Genomic DNA, 21,420 nt, shown 5'->3' with positions numbered 1-21,420 from the left:
CGGGAGCAGCGGGCCGTCCACGATCACGCAGCCGTAGCGGTTCGGCGCATGCGGGACATCGCAGGTCGTGTTCCTGAGAGGAAGAGCCGAAGCCGAGGAAGTGGGCGGCACCGGACCGGCGTCGCGGTCAACGCCTACCCCGAGGACACCCTGGCGCCGAGATCGTGGACCGGCCCCGCCTTCAGGCCGGCAGGTCGATCACTCCGATCGGATCCGTGGTGGGCTGGGTGGAGCCGCCGGTCGGCTCCACCGTGATGCCGACGGCGGTGGCCTGGTCCACCGGACCGTCCAACAACTGGATGTGCCAATTTCCCTTTCCCGTCAGGGTGCCGGCACGGCGAGGGGTGCCGGAGTCGTCGTACCACAGCTCGTACACCTTGCCCGACTCCAGCTTCGGAAGGCCGGAGGCGATGAAGGCCGCCTGGCTCTCGCTCCGCGAGAGGACGACGCAGCCGGTGGCTCCGTTGCTGAGTTCCGCGGTGCTGATCCGCGCGTCTGGCGCGGCCAGTACGTCCGCGAGGGCCTCCGCCTCCTGCACCCGCTCCTGGGTCCGGGCCCGCACGTCCACGGCCTCCTGGTGCTGCCACAGTGCGATACCACCGAACGCCGCAGCTGCTGCCAGGCACGCGGCCAGAGCCAGCCGCATGGGTCGACTGGGCTTCCCACCAGGGGGCCGTGGAGCCCCGGACGGGCCTTCCTGCCGGGTGGTCGCCACCTTGGCGAGGACCTGCGCGCGCAGTTCCCCAGGAGGCTCCGGCGGTGGGCCGGAGCTGAGCTCGACCACAACGGTACGGAGCGCGGCCACCTCGCGCCGGCACGCCCGGCAGCGGGCCAGATGGTTCTCGAAGGCGATCTCCTCGTCTGGTGGGAGCGCGTGCAGGACATAGGCTCCCACCGACCGATGCGGTTCGGCAGAAGCCGGCGACGGTTCGTGTCCCGTAGTCATCGGGACGCCTCCAGGCAATCACGCAGCCGTTGCAGTCCGCCGCGCAGGCGTGATTTGACGGTGCCCTCCGGGGACGACAGAGAGCGTGCCACTTCGCGGTAGGTCATCCCTTCGTAGTAGGCCAGGAGGACCGCCTCGCGCTGCGCCAGGCTCAGGGTGTCCAGGCAGCGGCGTACCCGGCGTTGTTCCTCCAGCTCCTCCACGGTCTGAGCGACGTCGTCGACGGGGGTGTGCGCCTCCAACAGCGCCGCGCGCAGTTCTCGCTCACCGCGTGCCCGCTGGGAGCGCACCCGGTCCACGGCCCGCCGGTGGGCGAGCGTGAGCACCCAGGTCCTGGCGCTGCCCAGATCGGGCTGGTACCGGCCCGCGGTGCGCCATGCCTCCACCATCACGTCCTGAGTCACCTCCGCTGCCTGGTCCGGATCCCGCAGGATCCGGCAGATCAGGCCCATCACGGGGACGTGCAGTGCGTCGTAGAGGGGAATGAAGGCTTCCCGGTCGCCATCGGCGACCTTTGCGAGCAGTTCGTCCAGCTCCTGGCCCTGTCCCCTGTCCGGCATCGGATCTCTCGTGATCTCCCGGGTGTACTGACCTTCGATCCCACCACTGATCCACAGGTGGCGCATCCGGAGCGGGATCAACTGGTGAGGGCCCGTGACCTCGGGCCCTCACCGGCCGGTCGTCAGAGCTGCCGTCCGGGGGTCCGGGGTGCTACCAGCGGTGGTGCTTGCAGTCCCAGTGGCCCTTGACCCACTGCTTGTCCCAGTGCCCGGGGACGTACACCCACTTCCAGTGTCCCTTGTGCGAGGACCGCTTGTGTGAGGAGTCCTTGCGGAAGTCCTTGCCGTGATCGTTGTTCCGCTTGTCGTTGCGGTCGCGGTCGTGTCCGCTCTTGACCCACCTCTTCTCCCAGTGGCCCTTGACCCACTTCTTCTGCCAGTGCCCCTTCTTCCAGGTGCAGCGGTCGCCGTGGTCGGTCGCCACGGAAGCGGTGGTGGACGCGGGCGTGGCAGCTGCGGCGGGCGCAGCCGCTCCGAGGGCGGCGCCGCCGACGAGCAGTCCGGTCGCGGTCGCAGTGGCGACCAGGCGCCTGATCCGGATGGGAACGGTCATGGGTCCCAGCTCCTTGCGTCGGTTGAGGTGTGACACAAGTGGTTCGATGCCGGAACCCAGTTGGATGAGACATAAAGGGTAAAAGCTAGCAAAAAGGGCCCGGTTGGAGAACCGGGCCCTTCTTGTACAGGGGCATGACTGACCCCGTGATGTCGCGCAGGGTGATCGTCTCAGCGATGTCCGCCACGGCCGCCGTCGTTGTAGTGGCCGCTCCGGTGGTCATTCCCGTTCCGGTAGTCGTTGTGGTGGTCGCCGTTTCGGTTCCAGTTCCGGTCGTGGTTGTCCCAGTTCCGGTAATTTCCCCGATGGTCGTCATCGCACCAGTTGTGGTGGCGATCGTTGTTCCACCGGTAGTCGCGCCAGTCGGAGCAACGGTAGTCGTCCCGGTGGTTCCCGTTGTCCGAGGCGAAAGCTCCGCTCACGGGCATCAGGCCCAGTGCGAGACCTGCGGCTCCTGCCGCGGCTGCGGCAGCGATCCTGCGGCGCATTTCCATGCACCTCCGTGCATCATTGCAAATCGGGAAATTCGGGTCATTTCCACCCTGCATCTGGTGTGCCGTAATGTCAACGTAAGGGAGTGGTCGATACCTTTCGCCCCATGACCCGCACGCCGAATCGTCATGCGCCCAGGCACGCCGCGGAGTTGGGACTCGTCGTGGACCTCACAGCCCCGCGCCGCCAGGCTCCGACATCCCGAGCGGCAGGCGACCGCTGTGCAGGACGCCGAGTGTCCGGGTAGCACGGGTCAGCGCCACGTACAGGTCGCTCTCGGTGAAGTCCGCGGGCTCGACGACCATGACGGTGTCGAACTCCAACCCCTTCGCCTGGCGCGGGCCGAGCACAACCACCCGCTGTGTCAGATCCGGTTCCCCGCCCACCCGCAGGCCCGGCAGCGCCGTGGCCAGCTCTGCATGCAGGGCGGTCGGCGCGATCACCGCGAGCCGTCCCTCGACGGGGAGTTCTTCCACCACTGCCTCGGCCACCGCCCGTGCGAGGCCACCGTTCACCTTGCGGACCCAGGGGGATGTCCCAGTGGAGCGTACCGAGCGAGGCGGCTCGAACCGCGGATGCCGCGCCTTGCGCACCGCCCCAGCGAACTCCATGACCTCACTGGGGGTTCGGTAGTTGACGTCAAGTCGGACAAGCTCCCACCGGTGGCCGACATGCGGCGCCAGCGCCCGCTCCCATGTGCCACAGGCGCCCTCCTCGCCGGCCTGGGCGGGATCGCCCACCAAGGTCAGCGAGCGAGTAGGGCATCGTCGCATCAGCAACCGCCAGGTCATCGGGGACAGTTCTTGTGCCTCGTCCACAATGATGTGTCCGAACGCCCAGGTGCGGTCGTCCCTGGCTCGTTCGGCGGCGCTGCGGTAATCCGCCTCCTCGTGGCGCTCGGCCATCCTCTCGGCGTCGATGAGATCGTACGCGGCGAGGAACTCCCGCTCCTCGTCTTCGAATTCGTAGGACTCGGAACCCTGCGAGAGGTCGAGCACGCCTTGGGCGTAGGCGATGCGCTCCTGTTGGGCGGCCCGCCGCGCCGCCTCTTGTGCACTGTCATCCGCTCCCAACAGTTCGGCCGCCTCATCGAGGAGGGGGATGTCGGCGGGTGTCCAGGCCCCTGCCTCCGCTTCCGGACGCCGGATCACCCGGGCTTCCTCGTGGGAGAGGTGGCTGGGATCCGCCAGGAACTCCGCGATCAGCCGCTGGGGGGTCAGGCTCGGCCACAGCGCGTCGATCGCCGCGTGCACCTCAGGGCTCATGGCGACCTCCTGGCCCAGCTGGGCGATGTCGTCCGGGCTCAGGAGGTTGGGTCCCCCGAAGGGATCGGCGCCCAGTCCGTCGGCCAGCTGTGCGGTCAACGCGTCGATGATGTGGAAGGCGAAGTACGGGCGTGCCAGGTTGTGGGGGAGCGAGGTGGCCCGGGCCCGGTCGCGGGCGGCACGGGCCATGGTGCGGTCCAGGAACAGGGTTCCGTAGCCCTCGTGATCGATCTCCAAGGAAGGCTCAAGCGGGCCAGGGGCGGACTCGTGGTCGCCCCGCCCGCCAGCCGACGTCGCTCCGGGTAGGGTCTGGCGGTCCCGCACCACCTGGGCGAGGACCTCTGCCATCTCGGCCCGACCCTTGACGGCCGCCGCCCCCGGTCGATCCACCGCGGTGGCGCGCACGCCGGGGAACAGCTCCGCCGGCGTGGCCAGGAGCGCACCGGTCTCGCCGAGGGCGGGGAGTACCTGGGCGATGTAGCTGAGGAAGGCCGGGTTGGGGCCCACGATCAGCACGGCTCGTTTGGCCAGTTGCTCGCGGTGCGCGTAGAGCAGGAACGCGGCTCGGTGCAGGGCGACCGCGGTCTTGCCGGTGCCGGGGCCGCCCTCGACGACGAGGACGCCGTGAGGGGAGGAGCGGATGATGCTGTCCTGCTCGGCCTGGATGGTCCTGACGATGTCGTGCATGCGCCCGGTGCGTGCACTGTCGAGCGCCGCGAGGAGGACGGCGTCCGCATCGGTTCCCTCGTGCCCGGTGCGCACGGTGTCGGTGAGGTCCAGGATCTCGTCGTGGAGCGCGGTGACCTCGCGCCCTTCGGTGGTGATGTGGCGCCGTCTGCGCAGTCCCATCGGGGAATGCCCGGAGGCCAGGTAGAAGGGGCGGGCGAGGTCGGCGCGCCAGTCGATGAGGACCGGTGTGCGCTCGCCGTCGTCACGGCGGACGCCCATCCGTCCGATGTGCAGGTGGGAGCCGTTGTGGTGGTCCAGGCGCCCGAAGCACAGGCCCTGCTCGCTCGCATATCGCTCCGCAAGGAGGGCGGAGCGTTCTGCGACCAGGGTCTCGCGCTCCTGGCGGGCCTGGAACCCTGTTCCGTGCTGGCGAAGAGCGCCTTGTAGGGACCTCTCGGCTTCGTCGCGCAGGTCGTCGAGCCGGTCGTAGAGGTCGGCTATGAATTGAGCTTCGTTCCGGAAGTCCTCAGTTGTCTTGGTTGACAATTCCACTCCTGCCGCGCTACGGTCCAAATATAAGCTTCTGGGTGTCTGAGCTGTTGTTGGTCGCAATCCAGATGCGAATCCGCGAATATACGCCATAACGAGCCCTGGTCGCCATTTCATGGACCGGGGCTTTTTTGTGCGCGCCGGCCAACCAGGTCTCTACCGGTATGTCCCAGTCGGATACGGAAAGCTCCGACGCATACCCAGATCGTGATCCTCAAATTTTGCTCAGATCTGCTGACGTGGGGCTCATGGGCTCTCTAGCTTCCTTTGAACCGCGCACGGGCGAGTGTCATGACGTGCCGCACGGCCGGCTCCCACCCCCAGGAGCCATATGCCGACAAGGCTCCACCCCAAGGAAATTTCACCATGATGATGTCCAAATCAGGCGTCGCTGTAGCGACCGTCGTCCTCGCTCTGACCGCCACCGGGTGTTCGGGTCAGGGCGATGGTCAAAAGACGATCTCCATCGGCATCAAATACGACCAGCCCGGTCTTGGACTCAAAACCGCGGACTCGTTCACTGGTTTCGACGTGGACGTCGCGCGCTATGTGGCTAAGGAGCTCGGCTACAAGCCGGAGCAGATCATCTTCAAGCGGGTCGCCAGCTCTGACCGCGAGGTCATGCTGCGGTTCGGTGAGGTGAAGTTCGTCGTCGCGAGCTATTCGATCAACGCGAAACGCAAGGAGAAGGTCGACTTCGCCGGCCCCTACTTCAAGGCCCACCAGGACCTTCTCGTCCGTGCGGATGACGACAGCATCACCGAGGCATCGGACCTCAACAAGAAGATCCTCTGCTCTGTCACCGGCTCCACCTCGGCGCAGAACATCAAGGTGCGACTCGCTCCCAAGGCGGACCTGCTGGAGCTCGGGGACTACTCGGAGTGTCTGGCCGCGCTTGAGGACACCCGACTGGACGCGCTGACCACCGACGACACCATCCTTGCCGGGTACGCTGCGCAACCCGAGAACGAGGGCAAGTTCAAGCTCGCCGGACTGAACCTCAGCGACGAGAGCTACGGCATCGGGGTCAAGAAGGGCGCCACCGAACTGCAAAGTCAGATCAACAAGGCGCTGCGCAAGATGATCGATGACGGTTCCTGGCAGCGCTTCGCCTCGGCCAACTTCGGCTCCGCGGGCTATGAGAACGAACCCGCTCCGCAGATCACCGAAGGTAGCTGAGCCCTCCTGCCCCTCCTCCCCGTACCATCTCGATGCTCCGGTGCGTGCATCAGAAGGCGCAGGAGGGGAACCCGAAGACGGGTGAGGAGGAAGAACATGGTTCTCTGGCCCGTTCCTGGTGGCGGTCCGCCACTGACGGCTTGGCTGGCCCGGCGGATCGCCGCCGATTTCTGCGCGCACCGTGGCGTCTGTGCCGGTGCCGATGTGGACGCGGTGCTGCTCGTGGTCTCCGAGTTGATCACCAACGCACTCCGGCACGCCGGTGGGGTCACCTCCTTCGCGCTGGCCCTCGACAGCCGGGGCGTGGTGGTGACCGTCTCGGACGCGCTGACCGCTGCCCCGCATACCGTTCGGGTGGAGCCGGATCGGCCGGGAGGATTCGGTTGGCCGCTGGTGCAGCGGCTTTCGGTGGCCGTGGCGGTGGGCCCGCACGGCACCGGCAAGAGCATCCGGGCAACCGTGCCGGTAGCGGCGCTGGCACGGGAGCCCTGTCTTGAGGACCACTGATGCCGCAGGTGCCTCGCCCCTCCCGCCGCCCGGTTGACTCTGCCCGGGCGGCCCGCACCCTCATCCCGGCGGGCAGGTTTGCCCACAGCGCCGCCGGGATGCTCCCACCAACAGCCACGTGCTCCGGTGGGGGCGGCGCTCAGCTGACGTGTCGCGCTGCCCACTCGGCCAGCGCCTTGGCGCAGCCGGACACCGTCTCTCGCCAGGTTCCGGCAGCGCCCTCGCCGGCCTCGTCGCTGACGTGCTTGACGATCCGCAGTGGAACGCCGCACTGGTGGGCGGCCCATGCCAGCGCATAGCCCTCCATGTCCACCAGCGGAGCCCTGGCCGCCAGCCGTTCGCGGCTTTCCTCGTCGGCGATGAAGTAGTCTCCGGTCGCCAGCGTCGGCCCGCCCGGGTCGGCCAGCTCAAGCGGTGCCCCGTAGGTCTCCCCGGTGAGCGAGCGCAGGAGCTCGGTGTCCAGGTCGTGCTGGAGCACGGTGCCGATCGTGTGGGTGCCCGTGAAGCCGGGGCGCAGCGCCCCGGCCGTTCCCAGGTTCACGATCTGTGAGGGTCGGGGGCCGTGTCCCAGGGTTCCCGCCAGCGCGGTGGCGGCGTTCACCTTGCCCATGCCGGTGAGCAGGATCGGTAGATCCGTGCTGAGGAACTGGGCTTCCTCCTGGACGGCGAGCACGAGCAGCGGCCGTTCCGAGGTGATCTCTCCTATGAGTCGCATGTGCTCACGGTACGTCGACGGGGCGGCGGTCCCGGTGCGCGAAGCCGACCGTTCAGTACCGCAGGGCGTTGGCCACCTCAGCTTCGGGCGTGCCCGACAGATCGCGATTGCTGCGGGCGGTTGCCTCACCCTTCGCGCCGGCAGCCACGTTCGAGACGGTGACCGCGACGACGTCGAGCAAGTTGCCGTCCTTGTCCCGGAAATTGACCTGCACCAGGAAGGACTTCTCCGAATCGGTGGTGTTGTCGGTGGTCACCGTGACGGTACTGCGCCCATCGGCGTCAGTCGTCACATCGCCGAGGGTCACCGAGCTCGTCGCGTTCACCCCGCCGGAGATGTCGTCGATCTTCTTCTTTGCCTCGGCGGCGGCTGAGGAGGCCGCCTCGCCTGCCTGCGAGGCAGCCGACTCCAGCGCTGACGCGGCCTGCGAGGCGACCTGGGAGGGACTGCTGTCCCCGTCCGAACAACCGGTGACCGCGCAAGCGGCTGCCACCAGCAGCGCTCCAGCTAGCCCGCGTGACCATGTGCCCGCCATCTCGCCTCCTGTGGCTTGTCTTCTCGGCCCAGTCAACGCCGGGTGCGATGCCCACGCCCGTCCGTCGTGGCCGATCGAGTGACGGGCCACTGCCGCAGGTGGGGCGGCGGCCCCGTTTCGCGGTGAGACCTTCCGGCCACCGCCCTGGGGTGACGCGTGGTGCGGGCCCGCCACCGCACCGCGAGGTGGGGTGGCGGGCCGTAGGCTCGGCTTGATCCGTCCTGGTCGAAGGGACGGTGCCCGGCCGGCGAGAGTGGAGCTACGGCCGCGGGGCCTGTTGCGGAGCGAGGAGCGGGGTGTCCGTGGTGTCCAAGGCCACGGCCTGGGCACTGGGTGCCGTGCCGACCGCCCCACCGGGAGCGTAGACGCAGGTGCGCGCCAGGTCCTCGGCGCACGGCGCCGCGGCGGCTCCGATGCCGAAGCGGGCTTCGGGCAGGGAGGGCAGCGCGGACCAACTGTTGGTCCGCGGGACGTAGACCTCCACCGTGGCCACTGCTGTCGCCGCGGCCGTGGGCGAGCCGCCGAGTCCGTACACGCAGGTGGTGTGCGGGCGGGCGGTGTCGCCGGGGCAGGGGCCCTGGGTCACGCCCATGCCGCGGCGGGCAGTGGGCAGCGAGGGAAGGCGGCTCCACTCGTGCGCCCGCGGGTCGTATACCTCCACGGTGTCCACCGGCTCCCCCGTCCCGCTGCCGCCGACGGCGTATACGCAGGTCGCAGTGGGAGGTACGGCCGCACGGGTCACCTGCGGGCAGCTCGCGGCTGCCATGCCCAGGCTGCGGCGCGGAGCGGACAGACGGGGCAGGGCGGCCCAGGTGTTGGTGGCCGGGCTGTACGCCTCGACCGTGTCGGTGACCTCGGTGGCAGCCCTCGTGTCGTTCTTGCCGGGCTTGCCGTTCTGTCCGTGCCCGCCCTGGGCGTGGCCCGGTTGTGTGTGAGGGGCGGCCGGGTCCGCGGGCTCCGAGGTGTCCGGGGCGGGGGGTGTGCCCGTGTCCGGGGGCGATGCTGGTTGTTCGGGGGTGCTTCCGCCGGCAACGTAAAGGCAGGTCCCGGTCAGGGTGGGAACTGCCTCCGGGCAGGCGGCGGCGGCACTGCCGATGAATCCGCGCGCGGTGTGCATCGACGGCAGGGTGGCCCAGGTGTTGGTGGCCGGGCTGTAGGCCTCCACGGTGTTCTGGGGGCCGCCGCCGTTGGTCCCGCCAAGTGCGTACACGCAGGCTCCCTGGAGCCCTTCGACGCCGTCCGGGCAGCGCGCGGTCACCGCCGCCAGGCCGGAACGGCCAACGGTCATCGAAGGGAGGGCGGCCCAAGCCCCGGTCTGCGGGCTGTAGACGTGCGCGGAGAGGGCCGCTTCGAGCGGGTGCCCGCCGAGGACGTACACGCAGTCTCCGCTGCCGAGGCCTTCGACGGCCGTGGGGCAGGGCCCGGTCGTCGTTCCGTGCCCGGTGCGTGCCTGCTGCATGGTGGGCGCCGAGACCCAGTTGCCGTCGGCGTGAGCGAGCGTCGCGGTGGCGGCGAGGATGGAGGTCATGGTGGCGGCGATGATCCGCCCCCGTGCCCGGTTCGCTCTCTTCGCACCTGAACTGCCGTGTTCGTGGGTCCTTTTGTGGCCCTTGGAGAAGATCCGCACGCGGTGTCCCCTGCCTTTCCCTGATCGTCCGCACCCCGGCAGAACGATCATCCGATGAGGTGTTCGTCACCATTCGCAGCCATTAAGGCACTGTTAGTGACGACACGCGGAGGTGCAGACCTCCTAACGGCTGACGGCTCCCTCAGGCGGCGGGCAGGAGCGGGGCCCAACGGGGTATGGGCACGACGCGGCGACCTCCGGCCTGCCCTCAGGGGTGGGGAGGGCTCACGGAGCGATGATGATCTTTCCGTGGACATGCCCCGACTGGCTGAGGGTGAAGGCCTCGGCCAGTTCCTCCAGCGGGAAGACGCGGGCCACCGGCACCCTCAGACGCCCGCTCTCGGCGAGGGCGCCCAGCGCCGCGAGGTCGTCGCCGCTGGGGCGCACCCAGATCCAGGACCCACCCGCAGCGAGCACCTGGTGGTCGGCGATGGAAGCGTGCCGGCCACCCGCACGCAGTACTGCGCGCGTGGTGTCCAACACCCCTCCGACGAAGTCGGCGACCACGCTCACGCCCTCCGGCGCGAGCGCCCGCACTCGGTCTACCAGCCCGTCTCCGTATGCGACGGGTTCCGCCCCCTGCTCGGCCAACAGCTGGTGGTTGCGTTCAGACGCGGTGGCGATGACGCGCGCGCCCAACGAACGGGCGATCTGGGTGCCGAAGAACCCCACGCCGCCGGCCGCCCCGTGGATGAGCAGGGTGTCCTGAGCGTTGACCTGGAGACGGTTCAACAGCTGGTAGGCGGTCAGGCCGGCGAGCGGAAGGCCGGCAGCTTCGTCCCAGCTCATGGACGCGGGCTTGGGTGCCAGGGCGCGCACGGGCACGCTCACCAACTCCGCGAAGGTGCCGCCGTGCACGTAGTCCTTGCGGGCGTAAGCCATGACCTCGTCCCCGACCGAGAACTCCGGCACGTCGATGCCGAGCTCCTCGACCACTCCGGCGACGTCCCAGCCAGGCACGACGGGGAAGTAGACATCCATCAACGCGTCCAGATGGCCCCCCATCAGCTTCCAGTCCACCGGGTTCACCGCGGCCCGCCGCACCCGAACCAACACTTCGCCGGGGCCGCACTTGGGCCGGGGCAGGTGGAGCGGGGCGAGGACGTCCAGTCCGCCGTAGGAGTCATAGGCCATCGCGCGCATCGTGGTGCCGGCTCGGTGAGGTGTCTCGGTCATGAACGGCCTCTCGCTCGTCGGATCTGGGTGGGGCGTGGCGCGCACCCGGCCCGCGTGTCCCGGTGCGCCGACTGCCCTGGGGGAGGCGATCTGGGCGTCGCAGCATTCGACCCCCCTCCCGGGGCGGGCGCGGTGGGTTCAGCCGCCGGAAGTACGGGCCCGGGCGCCCTCGCGCGTGCGTCCCGCTGTGGGGGCCCGCTGGGGATGTCGGCGCAGGTACTCCTCCTCCAGCTCCGCCATCCGCTGGGTGTGGGTGCGCAGGGCGTCCGCCGAGCCGTACAGCAGCGTTTCGTGCCTCGTACGGTGGATCGCTTCGAGCTCTTTGAGCAGCCGCCCCTCTTCAAGCCGTCCGGGAGCCACCCCGGCCTCGTGCTCGGCCATTGTTTCCTCCTCGGCTCGCACTGCGCGCAGTCGTCTCTCCAGTTTCACCTCGAAACCGCCGCGGCACCTCGCCGGAGAGAGCGTCAAGCGCCCCGACGGGTGATCCGTCCCGGCCGTCTGCCCTCCCATCGGAGGGTGCGTGTGCCGTCTGCGGCGATCCGCCTTGTCCGCCGTTGCACCCCTGCCTAGCGTTCGGGCTCTGCCGGGCGGCCACTGACGGTCCGTCGCGGATTTCCGCTAGGGAACGGACTGCCCATGTCGCGCATCGAACGACCGCAACTGCGCCGACGCGCCGTGCTCTCCGGCGCGCTCGGCTGGGGGACCGCCCTGTCCTGGGTCGGTTCCACGGGGGTGGCGCGAGCGGTGGAGCTCCCTCAGATCGTGGGCTGCGACACCTGGGGGGCGAAGGCGCCGTCGAGTCCGGTGCGGGTCCTCGCGAACCCGCCGCGGAAGATCATCGTTCACCACACGGCGACGAAGAACGTCACCGACTACTCGCAGTCGCGTGCGTTCGCCCTCTCGCGAGCCATCCAGACGTACCACATGAACCAGGGGTGGATCGACAGCGGTCAACACTTCACGGTCACCCGGGGCGCCTACGTCACCGAGGGCCGCCACCGCAGCCTGGCCGCCCTCCAGCACGGGGGCCAGCACGTCGAGGGCGCGCACTGCACCGGCCAGAACTCGGTGGCCATCGGGATCGAGAACGAGGGAACGTACGTCACCGAGGGGCCGCGTGCGGTGCAGTACGAGGCGTTGGTCGATCTCTGTGCCCATGTGTGCCGGCAGTACCGGCTCGCCGCCTACCAGATCTACGGGCACCGGGACTTCAACAGCACCCAGTGCCCGGGCGACCGGCTGTACGCGTTGCTGCCCCAACTGCGCGCCGATGTGGCCGCGCGCACGGGAGGGAGCCCTGTGGTGCCGTCCTGGCAGCCGTTGCGCGGGGGCGACTCGGGGGAGCGGGTGCGGGCCCTTCAGTACCTGTTGGTGCAGCACGGGGAACAGCTGAGGGTGGATGGGAAGTTCGGCTCCCAGACGCGGCGCGCGGTGCTCGCGTTCCAGCGCCGCAGCGAGACGGTCGTGGACGGTGTCGCCGGCGCCCAGACCTGGCGGCAGCTCAGCGTCTGGCTGACGCGGGGCAGCACGGGCGCGGCGGTGGTGGCCGTCCAGCGCAGGCTCGCCGACTTCGGGCTTCCCGTCGAGGCCGACGGCCGCTTCGGCGTGCGCACCTGGGCCCGGGTGGCGTCCTTCCAGTCTGCGCACGGGTTGCCCGCGGACGGGGTGGTGGACGACCGGACCTGGAGCGGTCTGCTGGCGTGAGGCGTGTGCCCACCGGGCCGGGTGGCCCCTCCGCTTGCGCGGGGTCGCCACCCGGCCCGGGTGGTGCGCCGTCGCGGTCCTCACGCGGCGGCGCGGGCAGGAGCCGCCCGGTCATCGGGGACGGTTCCTGCCGGTCTCAGCGGGGCGTGGTCAGCCCCAGGGCGGGCAACAGCGCCGCATCGACGAACCGGACGAGGTAGTCGGCGTCGGCGTACTCGCCCTCAAGGAGGGGGCGGATGCGCAGGACGCCCATGAGCTGTGCGGGTAGGAACTCGGCCGCGGGGTGGTCCGCCGTGATCTCCCCGCGCGCGACGGCCCGGTCGACCATCGCGCCGAAGGCGGCGAGTTCGGGCTCGATCAGGGCCTCTCGCAGGGCGCTCTGGAGTTCCTCGTCACTGAGCACCGCGTGGCCGAGGGCCTGGGTGAGCCGGGTGTCGCGACCGGAGGTGTCAGCGGCGATCCGGGCGGCTGCGCGGAGGTCGCCTGCGAGGGTTCCGGTGTCGACGGTGGCGAGCTTCATGCAGCGGCCGGCGCGGAGTGCGGCTGCGACGAGTTGTGGTTTGGTCCGCCACTGCCGGTAGAGCGTGGACTTGCCGCAGCAGGCGCGGGCGGCGACGCCCTCCATGGTCAGGGCCTCGTAACCGTGCTCGCGGAGTTGATCGAGTACCGCGTCGAAGAACTCCTGCTCTCGTTCCGGGGTGATCTTGGAGCGGCGGGAAGTGGTGGCCGCTGGTGTCGATCCGCTCGCCTGCGGTGTCATCGCTGATGCTCCCCTCGCTCCGACTCCGTCTTCCGACTATGGGAGTGTACCGGAACGCAGGCGTATCGGTACACTCCCGTATCGATACGCAGACGTATCGAATGGTGCCTGCCACACCCGAACGGGGCGAGGCCGTCGCCGTAGACCCGCCACGAAGGAAAGAGACCGGGGGATGACTTCCCGCCCCGAGGCGTCCGCCGATCGGCCCCGCCTCATACCCGAGCTCCTGCTCGTGGCCGCACTGTTCGTGCTCTACAAACTGGGGCGGCTGGTCACGGCCGGCCGCGCCGAGGACGCGCTGCGCAACGCCGGCCACCTGTGGCGGGTCGAGCGCGCCCTGGCGCTGCCGGGCGAAGGGAGCATCCAACAACTCCTCCTGCACGGCCAGGCCGCCGTGCACACGGCCAACGCCTACTACGCCGCCGTGCACTTCCCCGCGACGGCGCTCTTCCTCGGCTGGCTCTACCTACGGCGGCCCCGACACTACCGCTGGGCCCGCAGGGTGCTCGCGCTCCTCACCGCGGCTGCGCTGGCGCTGCACCTCGCCTTCCCCCTCGCTCCGCCCCGGCTCCTGCCGGCCGCACGCATGGTGGACACCGGGCAGGTCTACGGACCCACGGTCTATCGCGCGTCGCCCGGCGCGGACACCCTGGCCAACCAGTTCGCGGCGATGCCCTCGCTGCACTTCGGCTGGGCCCTGATGCTGGCCATCGGCATGATCGCCGCCACCCGCACGCGCTGGCGCCTGCTCTGGCTGCTGCACCCCCTGCTCACCCTCGTGGTGATAGTGGGCACCGCCAACCACTACTGGCTGGACGCGTTGGTCGCGGCGGCGCTACTCAGCATCGCCCTCGCGGTTATCGCGCCACCCCCGCGCGACCGGGACCAGCGCGGGTACGGCGCACGAGGCCCCGTCGCCGGATCCCGCCTCCCCCAGAGGGTGCCTACTACGCCCACATCGGCGGCGAGGGAGCACGGGCTGGCGGCCGGGGCCGCCGGGGTGCGGGCATGAACGCCGCGGTGCTCGCGCTCCTGCTCTGCCTCGCCTCGGCGGCCACCTACGCCACGGCCGCAGTGGCCCAGGAGCGGCTCGCCCGGCGCGAGGCAACGGCCGAAGGCGGCAACCGCAGCCTGTTGAGAACCGGTGCCTGGTGGGCTTCGGCGGGCCTGAACGCGGCGGCGGCCCTGCTGCACGCGGCAGCCCTGCGGTACGGACCGCTGACCCTGGTCCAGCCCCTGGGGGCGCTCACGCTGGTGGCCGCCGTGCCGATGGGTGCCCGCGCCGCCGGGCGTCGAGTGGCGTCCGGCGAGTGGCGTGGCACCCTGCTCACGCTCGCGGGCCTTGGTCTTCTGTTGCTGCCGGCCTCGGGACCGGCCCCCGAGGAGACGCTCTCGTTTTCCCAGGTCCTGGTGGTCGCAGCCGCGAGCGCGCTCGCGATCGGCGTCCTCGCCTCCCGGCGTGCCGCGCGGAGCGGCCTGAGGCACGCGGCGGCCTCGGGCCTCGCCTCGGCCGTGGCTTCCGCGCTGACCCAGACCGTGGCGGTCTCGGCCGGGCGCGGCGGAGAACTGCTGAGCGCTCGGGTGATCGGTGTGGCGCTGCTCGTCCTCACCTTCGCCATGGGTGGTCTGCTGCTCTCCCAGACGGCGTACCAGGGTGGTCTGGGGGCGCCCCTGGCCGTGGTCAACATCGTTAACCCGCTGGCCGCGGCAGCGATCGGAATCGCTCTCCTCGGCGAGCGGCTCCAAGGCGGCCCGGCCGGTGTCGCCCTGGCCGCGGCGGGAGCTCTCGCCGCGGCTCGCGGCGTCCTCCTGCTCACCCGGACGGCCGCGCAGGGCGCCGCGCCCCTGCCTCAGGCCCGCGCGCGCGATCGCTCGGACCTCGTGGGGGTGAAGCCGGCCCCCGCCCCCGAGTCGGCCACCGTCAGCTGAAGCGGTGGTGGCTGGGTGGAGATGCGCCGGGCCGGGTGCGGCGTGAGGCTGGCGGCATGGGAATCGAAGAGTACGGAGGCGCCGCGCCGGGTCCGCAGTCCGGTGTCCTCGTCGTGACGACGAACGATGCCCCCGGCTACCGCGTGCAGAAGGTCGTGGGAGAGGTCTTCGGGCTGACGGTGCGGTCGCGGCACCTGGGCAGTCAGCTGGGCGCCGGACTGAAGTCCATGATCGGCGGTGAACTCAAGGGGTTGACCAAGACGTTGGTGGAGACCCGTAACCAGGCCATGGAGCGCCTGGTGGAACAAGCCCGCTCCCGTGGCGCCAACGCGGTACTGATGATGCGCTTCGACGTGGCCGAGGCCGCCGATGTGGGTACCGAGGTCTGTGCTTACGGCACCGCCGTGGTCATCGTGCCCGAATGAGCCCGACACCGTCGGAGTAAAGGGCGCCCGACGGCGGTGAGGGGCATGTCCGGGCGCCGGTCACAGATCTTCACCGGCCTGCCGCGCCAACGGAGTTGTTACCACTGAGTTGCTCACACTGAAGGTGACGCTGCCGGCCCGGTACCGGTCCTCCGTCCACTCGATGGGACGGCCCGCCCGGGTGCTCGTCAGATGACGCTGACGCAAGAGCGGGCTGCCCCGGCGGATGTCCAGCAGTCGGGCGTCCTCGCTCCCGGCCGCCACCGCGTCGATGAGGTGCTCACCGTGGTGGGCCACGATTCCGGCCTGGCTCGCCATGCTGTCCATCACCGAGCGACAGTCCACCGGCAGGGCCTCCACGACCGGTGCCACCCAGTCAGCGTAGAACGTCCGCTCGACCATGACCGGTTCGCCGTCCAGGAGCCGCAGGCGCAGCACGTACAGCACCTCGGTGCCCGGCCGCAGGCCGAGCCGGCCGGCCTCGGCGTCCCGGGCCGGCTGCCGCACGCGCCGAAGGAAGCGGCTGGTGACCTCGTGCCCCATGCCCTGCGCCCACTGGGCGAAGCTGTTGAGCTCGGCGAAGCTCTGCCTGCGCTCCTGTCGCAGCACGATGCTGCGGGCGCCCTGCCGGGAGCCGATGAGGCCCTCCGCCGCGAGGACGGCCACCGCCTGCCGCACCGTGCCGCGTGAGGCGGACCACCGGGTGGCCAGGTCGCTCTCGGAGGGCAGCTCGCTCCCCACGGCGTGCTCCCCGGAGACGATCGCGGTGCGCAGTGCGTGGGCGATCTCCAGGTACCGGGCGGTGCCCATGCGGGCGTCTCCTCTCGCCGGCTCGTGGATCATGACGGCGTTCACCTTAGCCGTACCCGGCTGCCGGAACACGGCTTCATGATCACCCAACTTTGCTTTGTCACGCTTGTTTTGAGACATCCCCGGGTCTTCCGTGAGCCGTGCTCGGCAAGACATCCGCCGTTAACCGTCCGTACAGGGGGCCCGGGCGAACTGGGGGCGACTTGTTCAGACAAGTAAACCCCTTCGTCTCTGGGAGAGACCGTGCTCAGTACCCCTGCCCGCGGTGCAGCCGCACTGCTCGGTGCCGCCGTACTCGCCACCCTCACCGCCTGCGGTGCCGCCCCCGAGGAGCCCGCCGACCAGGCCGGCGGAAAGGGCGCGGGTGTCGCGGTGAAGGCGAACGTGGCCACCTCCGCGGCCGACTTCGGCGGACTTGAGGCGCTGGTGAAGCAGGCGGAGAAGGAGGGCGAACTGCATGTCATCGCCCTGCCGCCGGACTGGGCCAACTACGGCGAGGTCATCAAGGCCTTCGAGGCCAAGTACAAGATCAAGATCAAGAGCGAGAACCCGGACGCCTCCAGCTCCGACGAGATCGCCGCGGTGAAGTCCCGCAAGGGCCAGGACCGCGCCCCCGACGTCCTCGACCTCGGCATCGCCTTCGCCCGCAGCGGAGCTGAGGAGGGCCTGTTCGCCCCGTACAAGGTGACGGCCTGGGACAAGATCCCCGCCGCCCAGAAGGACGCGGACGCCCGCTGGTACAACGACTACGGCGGCTACGTCTCCATCGGATGCGACGCCAAGCGCATCAAGAACTGCCCGCAGACCTTCGCCGACCTACTCAAGCCCGAGTACAAGGGCAAGGTCGCCCTCAACGGCAACCCGACCAAGTCCGGCTCCGCCTTCGGCGGCGTGTACGCGGCGGCGCTCGCCAACAAGGGCTCCTTCGCCGACATCCAGCCCGGCATCGACTTCTTCGGCAAGCTGAAGAAGAGCGGTAACTTCATCCCCGTCGAGTCCACCCCCGCCACGGTCGAAAAGGGCGAGACGCCCATCAGCATCGACTGGGACTACCTCAACGCCGGCTACGCCGACCAGTTCAAGAGCAAGGGCGTGGACTGGAAGGTCGCCATCCCCAGCGACGGCGTGTACGCCCAGTTCTACTCCCAGGCCGTCAACAAGGACGCCCCGCATCCGGCCGCCGCCCGCCTGTGGATGGAGTACCTCTACAGCCCCGAGGGCCAGAACCTCTGGCTCAAGGGCTACGCCCGGCCGGTGCTGCTGCCCTCGATGACCGAAGACGGCACCGTGGACCAGAACTTCGTGGCCAAGCTCCCCAAGGTGGCAGGCACACCCTCCTTCCCCGCCTCGGCCGAACTCGACCAGGCCAAGGCCACTCTCGCCGAGAAGTGGGACAAGGCCGTCTCCTGATGCCCACCTCCTCCACCCCCCACCCGGGCACCGCCGGCGGCACCCGCCGCCGGCGGCACGGCCCGCGCACCTGGCTCGCCACCGTTCCCCTGCTCGCCTTCACCGGGCTGTGCTTCGGGGTGCCGCTCGCGGCCATCGCCTTCGGCGCGGTCACCCGCACCGACTCCGCGAGCGGCGGCACCGAGATCACCGGCGAACACCTTCAGCGTTCCTTGCAGGGTCCCTACCTGGGTTCGCTCCTGGGCAGCGTCCAACTCTCCGCTCTCACCGCCCTCATCGGCGGTGTGGTCGGCGTGCTCATCGCCCAGGCGGTCGTCACCTCGCGTTCCCAGGCCCTGCGCAACGCCACCCTGACCGCGTCCGGCGTGCTCGCCAACTTCGGCGGAGTGCCGCTGGCCTTCGCGTTCATCGCCACCGTCGGAGTCTCCGGAGTGGTAACCGAACTCGCCAACCTCTCCGGCCTGGGCTGGAGTCTCTACTCCTTCACCGGGCTCACCGTGGTGTACCTGTACTTCCTCATTCCGCTCATGGTCCTGGTGATCATCCCCGCGCTGGACGGGCTGCGCCCGCAGTGGCGTGAAGCCGCCTCGAACAGTGGAGCCAGTAACTGGCAGTTCTGGCGGCACATCGGGCTCCCCGTGCTCACGCCCTCGCTGCTCGGCGGCTTCGTGCTGCTCTTCGGCACCGCATTCGCCGCACACGCCACCGCTGCCGCGCTGGTCGGAGGGTCGGTGCCGTTGGTCACCCTGAAGATCGCCGATGCGCTCTCCGGTAACGTGTTGATCGGCCAGGAGAACGTGGCACTCGCCCTCGGGCTCGACATGATCCTGATCGCCGGCCTGGTCATGGCGGTCTACCTGCCCCTCCAGCGACGGAGCGCCCGATGGCTGCGATGACCTCCACCGCCCCGGACACGCAACATGTGTTCGAGGCCGGCCCAGAGCGGACTCCGGGCCGGCGCCGTCCCCGCATCTGGCGGGGCCTCGTACTCGCCCTGGCAGGCGCCTACTTCGCGCTCCCGTTGCTCGCCTCCTTCGTCTTCACCGTCCACGTCCCAGACCAGGGAGTGTCCTTCGAGGCGTACACCGAGCTGCTCTCCGCCGAGGGATTCACCGAGAGCCTGCTGCTCTCGCTGGGCCTGGCGGCTGCCACCATCGGGCTGTCGCTGCTGCTCGCGGTGCCGGCCCTGGTGGCCGTGCGCGTGGGCTCACCACGGCTGCGGCCCGTGGTGGAGGTGATGTGCATGTTGCCGTTGGTCGTGCCGCCCATCGCCCTGGTCACCGGCATCACCACGGTCCTGCGCTGGGGGCCGGAACACCTGTCGCGGACCCCCCTGTACCAGACCTTCCTCGCGGTACAGGACGAGGACTTCCCCCTCGTCCTGGTCCTCGCCTACACCGTCCTCGCGCTCCCCTTCGTCTACCGCTCCTTGGACGCCGGGCTCCGTGCCGTGGACGTGCCCACCCTGGTCGAGGCCGCCCGCAGCTGCGGCGCTAGCTGGCTCACGGTGGTCTTCCGGGTACTCCTGCCGAACCTTCGGACCTCGTTGGCCGGCGCCTCCTTCCTCACCTTGGCCCTCGTCCTCGGCGAGTTCACCATCGCCTCGCTGCTCGGCTACCAACCCTTCGCGGTCTGGATCGTGTCCATCTCCGGTGCCCAGGCCCGCATGTCGGTGGCCGTGTCCATCCTCAGCCTGCTGATCACCTGGATGCTGCTGCTCCTGCTCTCCCGGGCCGGGACCGCTTCCAGTACCCCCACCGCTTCCCTTCCCTCCCGCAAGGAGACCACGTCTTGATGTCCTCCACCGTGCCCGCGGCCAGGAAGCCGGAGCAGTCGCAGCCGGCCGGCGCACGCGTCGAGTTCCGTGGACTGCGTAGGTCCTTCGGCTCCACCGTCGCCCTCGACGGACTCGACCTCACCGTCGAGCCCGGGGAGCTCATCGCCCTGCTCGGCCCCTCGGGCTGCGGCAAGACCACCGCACTGCGCGTGATCGCCGGCTTCGAGCAGCCCGATTCCGGCGAAGTGTTGGTGGACGGCCAGGACATCACCCGGGTACCGGCGAATCGCCGTGACGCGGGCATGGTCTTCCAGTCGTACAGCCTCTTTCCCAACCTCAGCGCCCGCGACAACGTCGCGTTCGGCCTGCGGGTGCGCAAGGTGCCCGCGGCCCAGCGTCGCGAGCGCGCCGGTGAACTCCTCGACCTGGTGGGCCTGCCGGATCACGGCGGGCGCTATCCGCACCAGATGTCGGGCGGACAGCAACAGCGGGTCGCGCTCGCCCGGGCACTGGCACTGCAGCCACGGGTCCTCCTCCTCGACGAGCCGCTCTCCGCCCTCGACGCCAAGGTGCGCACCAACCTGCGCGAGGAGATCCGGCGACTACAGCTCTCGCTCGGCATCACCACGATCTTCGTGACGCACGACCAGGAAGAAGCCCTGTCGATGGCCGATCGGGTGGCCGTGCTCAACGCCGGGAAGTTGGAGCAGTGCGCCGCCCCCGCCGAGTTGTACGAGCGTCCCGCCACGGCCTTCGTGGCCGAGTTCGTCGGCACCATGAACCGGCTCCCCGGCCGAATCGCCGACCCGGACGCCGCAACGGTGGAGGTGGCCGGTGCGCAGCTGCCGGTCGACGGACCCGCTCCCACGACGGGAGACGTGGAGGTGCTGGTGCGCCCGGAGAACGTCACCGCCACCGCCGACCCCAGCGGGACGGCCACCGTCGTCTCGGCCTCCTTCTTCGGTGCCGTGACCCGGCTTCACCTCGACCTCGCCGACGGCTCCGCCGTCAAAGCTGACCTGCCCTCCCGCGACGCGGGGGAACTGACCCCGGGCACCCGGGCAGCAGTGGGGCTTGCGCCACGCCCGGTCCTCGTCGTGGCGAGGAAGAGCGCATGAACGAGCTCGCGGCCGTCCTGTTCGACATGGACGGCACCCTGGTCGACACCGAAGTGCTGTGGTGGCAGGCCACCGAGGAGATCGCTTCGTCGCTGGGGTACCGGCTGACACAGGCCGATGCCGGCGAGGTGGTGGGGCGCGCCGTCGAAGACACCGCGGCCCACCTGGTCGCCGCCCTCGGGGGCGGCGACCCACGAGCCGTGGCCGCCGACCTCACCGCGGCCTTCTTCACCCGGGTGGAGGCCGGGGCGCCTCTGCGCCCGGGAGCGCAGCAGCTGCTGTCGGCGCTCGAAGGTGAGGGGGTGCCCATCGCGCTGGTCAGCGCCTCGCCGAGGGTCGTCGTGGACAGTGTGGTGGGTGGCGCGCTGGCACATGTGCCCTTCGAGTTCACCCTGGCCGCCGAGGACACCCCGCGCACCAAGCCGCAGCCCGATCCCTACCGTGCGGCAGCACACCGACTGGGTGTGACCACGGCGGCCTGCGTGGCCGTCGAGGACTCGCCGGACGGGGCCGCTTCGGCTGCTGCCGCCGGCTGCACGGTGCTCGTGGTGCCGTCCCTGCTGGAGGTTCCGGCGGGACCGGGGCGGGTGTTCGCCAAGAGCCTCGCGCAGGTGGATCCCTCCACCCTGCGACGGTGCCTTGCGGGGTACTTCGGCTCCCACGAGGCCGGTGCCGTCGCCGGGGGCTGACCCCTTCCAGAGCACAGCCGTGGGC

At 70.1% G+C, this 21,420-nt stretch carries 23 protein-coding genes; 11 read left to right on the top strand and 12 right to left on the bottom strand.

Going from position 1 to position 21,420, the window contains the following annotated elements; all coding sequences use genetic code 11:
• Positions 1-181 precede the first annotated feature (181 nt).
• From ACFYMC_RS23370 to ACFYMC_RS23350, 5 genes are all read right to left on the bottom strand, one after another.
• The gene (locus ACFYMC_RS23370; RefSeq protein ID WP_388528486.1) at positions 182-895 is read right to left on the bottom strand and encodes an anti-sigma factor domain-containing protein; all 714 of its coding nucleotides are present in this window, start codon (positions 893-895) and stop codon (positions 182-184) included.
• Between the two features lie 47 nt (positions 896-942).
• The gene (gene sigK, locus ACFYMC_RS23365) at positions 943-1,506 is read right to left on the bottom strand and encodes an ECF RNA polymerase sigma factor SigK (protein WP_388528485.1); all 564 of its coding nucleotides are present in this window, start codon (positions 1,504-1,506) and stop codon (positions 943-945) included.
• 151 nt (positions 1,507-1,657) lie between these two features.
• Positions 1,658-2,059, bottom strand: coding sequence for a hypothetical protein (locus ACFYMC_RS23360; protein ID WP_388528483.1), 402 nt, complete (start codon positions 2,057-2,059; stop codon positions 1,658-1,660).
• Positions 2,060-2,229: 170 nt separating this feature from the next.
• Positions 2,230-2,547: a hypothetical protein gene (locus ACFYMC_RS23355; protein ID WP_388528481.1), complete on the bottom strand. Its 318-nt coding sequence runs from the start codon at positions 2,545-2,547 to the stop codon at positions 2,230-2,232.
• Between the two features lie 174 nt (positions 2,548-2,721).
• Entirely contained in the window at positions 2,722-5,037 is a 2,316-nt protein-coding gene (locus tag ACFYMC_RS23350; protein ID WP_388528479.1) for a HelD family protein, read from the bottom strand.
• A 363-nt stretch (positions 5,038-5,400) separates the two neighbouring features.
• On the opposite strand from ACFYMC_RS23350, the gene ACFYMC_RS23345 reads away from it, so the two are divergent.
• Together ACFYMC_RS23345 and ACFYMC_RS23340 are read left to right on the top strand one after the other, a co-directional pair.
• Entirely contained in the window at positions 5,401-6,213 is an 813-nt protein-coding gene (locus ACFYMC_RS23345) for a glutamate ABC transporter substrate-binding protein (protein WP_388528477.1), read from the top strand.
• Positions 6,214-6,309: 96 nt separating this feature from the next.
• A complete protein-coding gene (locus ACFYMC_RS23340; RefSeq protein ID WP_388528475.1) occupies positions 6,310-6,720 on the top strand; it encodes an ATP-binding protein in 411 nt (136 codons plus the stop codon).
• Positions 6,721-6,859: 139 nt separating this feature from the next.
• Here ACFYMC_RS23340 and ACFYMC_RS23335 read toward each other — a convergent pair whose 3' ends face one another.
• The 5 genes from ACFYMC_RS23335 to ACFYMC_RS23315 form a co-directional block, all read right to left on the bottom strand.
• Positions 6,860-7,435, bottom strand: coding sequence for a nucleosidase (locus ACFYMC_RS23335; protein ID WP_388528473.1), 576 nt, complete (start codon positions 7,433-7,435; stop codon positions 6,860-6,862).
• Positions 7,436-7,487: 52 nt separating this feature from the next.
• The gene (locus tag ACFYMC_RS23330; protein ID WP_388528472.1) at positions 7,488-7,928 is read right to left on the bottom strand and encodes an FxLYD domain-containing protein; all 441 of its coding nucleotides are present in this window, start codon (positions 7,926-7,928) and stop codon (positions 7,488-7,490) included.
• A 301-nt stretch (positions 7,929-8,229) separates the two neighbouring features.
• Entirely contained in the window at positions 8,230-9,498 is a 1,269-nt protein-coding gene (locus ACFYMC_RS23325; RefSeq protein WP_388528470.1) for a Kelch repeat-containing protein, read from the bottom strand.
• A 324-nt stretch (positions 9,499-9,822) separates the two neighbouring features.
• A complete protein-coding gene (locus ACFYMC_RS23320) occupies positions 9,823-10,740 on the bottom strand; it encodes an NADP-dependent oxidoreductase (protein ID WP_388528521.1) in 918 nt (305 codons plus the stop codon).
• 171 nt (positions 10,741-10,911) lie between these two features.
• Positions 10,912-11,154 carry a DUF6158 family protein gene (locus tag ACFYMC_RS23315; RefSeq protein ID WP_388528468.1) on the bottom strand — a complete coding sequence of 81 codons (243 nt, stop codon included), beginning with the start codon at positions 11,152-11,154 and terminating at the stop codon, positions 10,912-10,914.
• 255 nt (positions 11,155-11,409) lie between these two features.
• On the opposite strand from ACFYMC_RS23315, the gene ACFYMC_RS23310 reads away from it, so the two are divergent.
• Entirely contained in the window at positions 11,410-12,477 is a 1,068-nt protein-coding gene (locus ACFYMC_RS23310; RefSeq protein WP_388528466.1) for an N-acetylmuramoyl-L-alanine amidase, read from the top strand.
• A 136-nt stretch (positions 12,478-12,613) separates the two neighbouring features.
• On the opposite strand, the gene ACFYMC_RS23305 is transcribed toward ACFYMC_RS23310, so the two are convergent.
• Positions 12,614-13,237 carry a TetR/AcrR family transcriptional regulator gene (locus ACFYMC_RS23305; protein ID WP_388528464.1) on the bottom strand — a complete coding sequence of 208 codons (624 nt, stop codon included), beginning with the start codon at positions 13,235-13,237 and terminating at the stop codon, positions 12,614-12,616.
• Between the two features lie 172 nt (positions 13,238-13,409).
• On the opposite strand from ACFYMC_RS23305, the gene ACFYMC_RS23300 reads away from it, so the two are divergent.
• The 3 genes from ACFYMC_RS23300 to ACFYMC_RS23290 are packed head-to-tail and all read left to right on the top strand — an operon-like array spanning position 13,410 to position 15,591.
• Positions 13,410-14,249, top strand: coding sequence for a phosphatase PAP2 family protein (locus tag ACFYMC_RS23300; protein ID WP_388528462.1), 840 nt, complete (start codon positions 13,410-13,412; stop codon positions 14,247-14,249).
• Positions 14,246-15,166 (top strand): DMT family transporter, encoded by a 921-nt coding sequence (locus ACFYMC_RS23295; RefSeq protein ID WP_388528460.1) that lies wholly within the window; start codon positions 14,246-14,248, stop codon positions 15,164-15,166. The genes ACFYMC_RS23300 and ACFYMC_RS23295 overlap by 4 nt, the downstream gene beginning before the upstream one ends.
• Positions 15,167-15,222: 56 nt before the next feature.
• Positions 15,223-15,591 carry a YbjQ family protein gene (locus ACFYMC_RS23290; protein ID WP_388528458.1) on the top strand — a complete coding sequence of 123 codons (369 nt, stop codon included), beginning with the start codon at positions 15,223-15,225 and terminating at the stop codon, positions 15,589-15,591.
• A 60-nt stretch (positions 15,592-15,651) separates the two neighbouring features.
• On the opposite strand, the gene ACFYMC_RS23285 is transcribed toward ACFYMC_RS23290, so the two are convergent.
• Positions 15,652-16,401: a GntR family transcriptional regulator gene (locus ACFYMC_RS23285; RefSeq protein WP_388528456.1), complete on the bottom strand. Its 750-nt coding sequence runs from the start codon at positions 16,399-16,401 to the stop codon at positions 15,652-15,654.
• A 243-nt stretch (positions 16,402-16,644) separates the two neighbouring features.
• Here ACFYMC_RS23285 and ACFYMC_RS23280 point away from each other — a divergent pair, with 243 nt between their 5' ends.
• Genes ACFYMC_RS23280 through ACFYMC_RS23260 form a run of 5 tightly spaced genes read left to right on the top strand, consistent with a single transcriptional unit; the run spans position 16,645 to position 21,395 of the window.
• Positions 16,645-17,811 carry an ABC transporter substrate-binding protein gene (locus ACFYMC_RS23280; RefSeq protein ID WP_388528454.1) on the top strand — a complete coding sequence of 389 codons (1,167 nt, stop codon included), beginning with the start codon at positions 16,645-16,647 and terminating at the stop codon, positions 17,809-17,811.
• Entirely contained in the window at positions 17,811-18,707 is an 897-nt protein-coding gene (locus ACFYMC_RS23275; RefSeq protein WP_388528452.1) for an ABC transporter permease, read from the top strand. Before ACFYMC_RS23280 ends, ACFYMC_RS23275 begins: the two co-directional genes overlap by 1 nt.
• Positions 18,695-19,606, top strand: coding sequence for an ABC transporter permease (locus tag ACFYMC_RS23270; protein ID WP_388528450.1), 912 nt, complete (start codon positions 18,695-18,697; stop codon positions 19,604-19,606). The genes ACFYMC_RS23275 and ACFYMC_RS23270 overlap by 13 nt, the downstream gene beginning before the upstream one ends.
• Positions 19,606-20,706 carry an ABC transporter ATP-binding protein gene (locus ACFYMC_RS23265; RefSeq protein ID WP_388528448.1) on the top strand — a complete coding sequence of 367 codons (1,101 nt, stop codon included), beginning with the start codon at positions 19,606-19,608 and terminating at the stop codon, positions 20,704-20,706. The genes ACFYMC_RS23270 and ACFYMC_RS23265 overlap by 1 nt, the downstream gene beginning before the upstream one ends.
• Entirely contained in the window at positions 20,703-21,395 is a 693-nt protein-coding gene (locus ACFYMC_RS23260; RefSeq protein ID WP_388528446.1) for an HAD family hydrolase, read from the top strand. Before ACFYMC_RS23265 ends, ACFYMC_RS23260 begins: the two co-directional genes overlap by 4 nt.
• The last annotated feature ends 25 nt before the right edge of the window (positions 21,396-21,420 follow it).

The organism is Streptomyces sp. NPDC006879, from assembly GCF_042869595.1.
GTDB lineage: Bacteria > Actinomycetota > Actinomycetes > Streptomycetales > Streptomycetaceae > Streptomyces.
The sequence above is the reverse complement of the archived record's forward strand: the minus strand, read 5'-3'. Positions and strand labels throughout refer to the sequence as shown.

Coding starts and splice junctions, on each gene's coding strand:
- ACFYMC_RS23300 (WP_388528462.1), top strand. CDS start 13,410: ATGACTTCCCGCCCCGAGGCGTCCGCCGATCGGCCCCGCCTCATACCC.
- ACFYMC_RS23305 (WP_388528464.1), bottom strand. CDS start 13,237: ATGACACCGCAGGCGAGCGGATCGACACCAGCGGCCACCACTTCCCGC.
- ACFYMC_RS23270 (WP_388528450.1), top strand. CDS start 18,695: ATGGCTGCGATGACCTCCACCGCCCCGGACACGCAACATGTGTTCGAG.
- ACFYMC_RS23325 (WP_388528470.1), bottom strand. CDS start 9,498: ATGACCTCCATCCTCGCCGCCACCGCGACGCTCGCTCACGCCGACGGC.
- ACFYMC_RS23355 (WP_388528481.1), bottom strand. CDS start 2,547: ATGCGCCGCAGGATCGCTGCCGCAGCCGCGGCAGGAGCCGCAGGTCTC.
- ACFYMC_RS23315 (WP_388528468.1), bottom strand. CDS start 11,154: ATGGCCGAGCACGAGGCCGGGGTGGCTCCCGGACGGCTTGAAGAGGGG.
- ACFYMC_RS23360 (WP_388528483.1), bottom strand. CDS start 2,059: ATGACCGTTCCCATCCGGATCAGGCGCCTGGTCGCCACTGCGACCGCG.
- ACFYMC_RS23335 (WP_388528473.1), bottom strand. CDS start 7,435: ATGCGACTCATAGGAGAGATCACCTCGGAACGGCCGCTGCTCGTGCTC.
- sigK (WP_388528485.1), bottom strand. CDS start 1,506: ATGCCGGACAGGGGACAGGGCCAGGAGCTGGACGAACTGCTCGCAAAG.
- ACFYMC_RS23290 (WP_388528458.1), top strand. CDS start 15,223: ATGGGAATCGAAGAGTACGGAGGCGCCGCGCCGGGTCCGCAGTCCGGT.
- ACFYMC_RS23320 (WP_388528521.1), bottom strand. CDS start 10,740: ATGCGCGCGATGGCCTATGACTCCTACGGCGGACTGGACGTCCTCGCC.
- ACFYMC_RS23295 (WP_388528460.1), top strand. CDS start 14,246: ATGAACGCCGCGGTGCTCGCGCTCCTGCTCTGCCTCGCCTCGGCGGCC.
- ACFYMC_RS23345 (WP_388528477.1), top strand. CDS start 5,401: ATGATGATGTCCAAATCAGGCGTCGCTGTAGCGACCGTCGTCCTCGCT.
- ACFYMC_RS23265 (WP_388528448.1), top strand. CDS start 19,606: ATGTCCTCCACCGTGCCCGCGGCCAGGAAGCCGGAGCAGTCGCAGCCG.
- ACFYMC_RS23285 (WP_388528456.1), bottom strand. CDS start 16,401: ATGGGCACCGCCCGGTACCTGGAGATCGCCCACGCACTGCGCACCGCG.
- ACFYMC_RS23275 (WP_388528452.1), top strand. CDS start 17,811: ATGCCCACCTCCTCCACCCCCCACCCGGGCACCGCCGGCGGCACCCGC.
- ACFYMC_RS23260 (WP_388528446.1), top strand. CDS start 20,703: ATGAACGAGCTCGCGGCCGTCCTGTTCGACATGGACGGCACCCTGGTC.
- ACFYMC_RS23340 (WP_388528475.1), top strand. CDS start 6,310: ATGGTTCTCTGGCCCGTTCCTGGTGGCGGTCCGCCACTGACGGCTTGG.
- ACFYMC_RS23310 (WP_388528466.1), top strand. CDS start 11,410: ATGTCGCGCATCGAACGACCGCAACTGCGCCGACGCGCCGTGCTCTCC.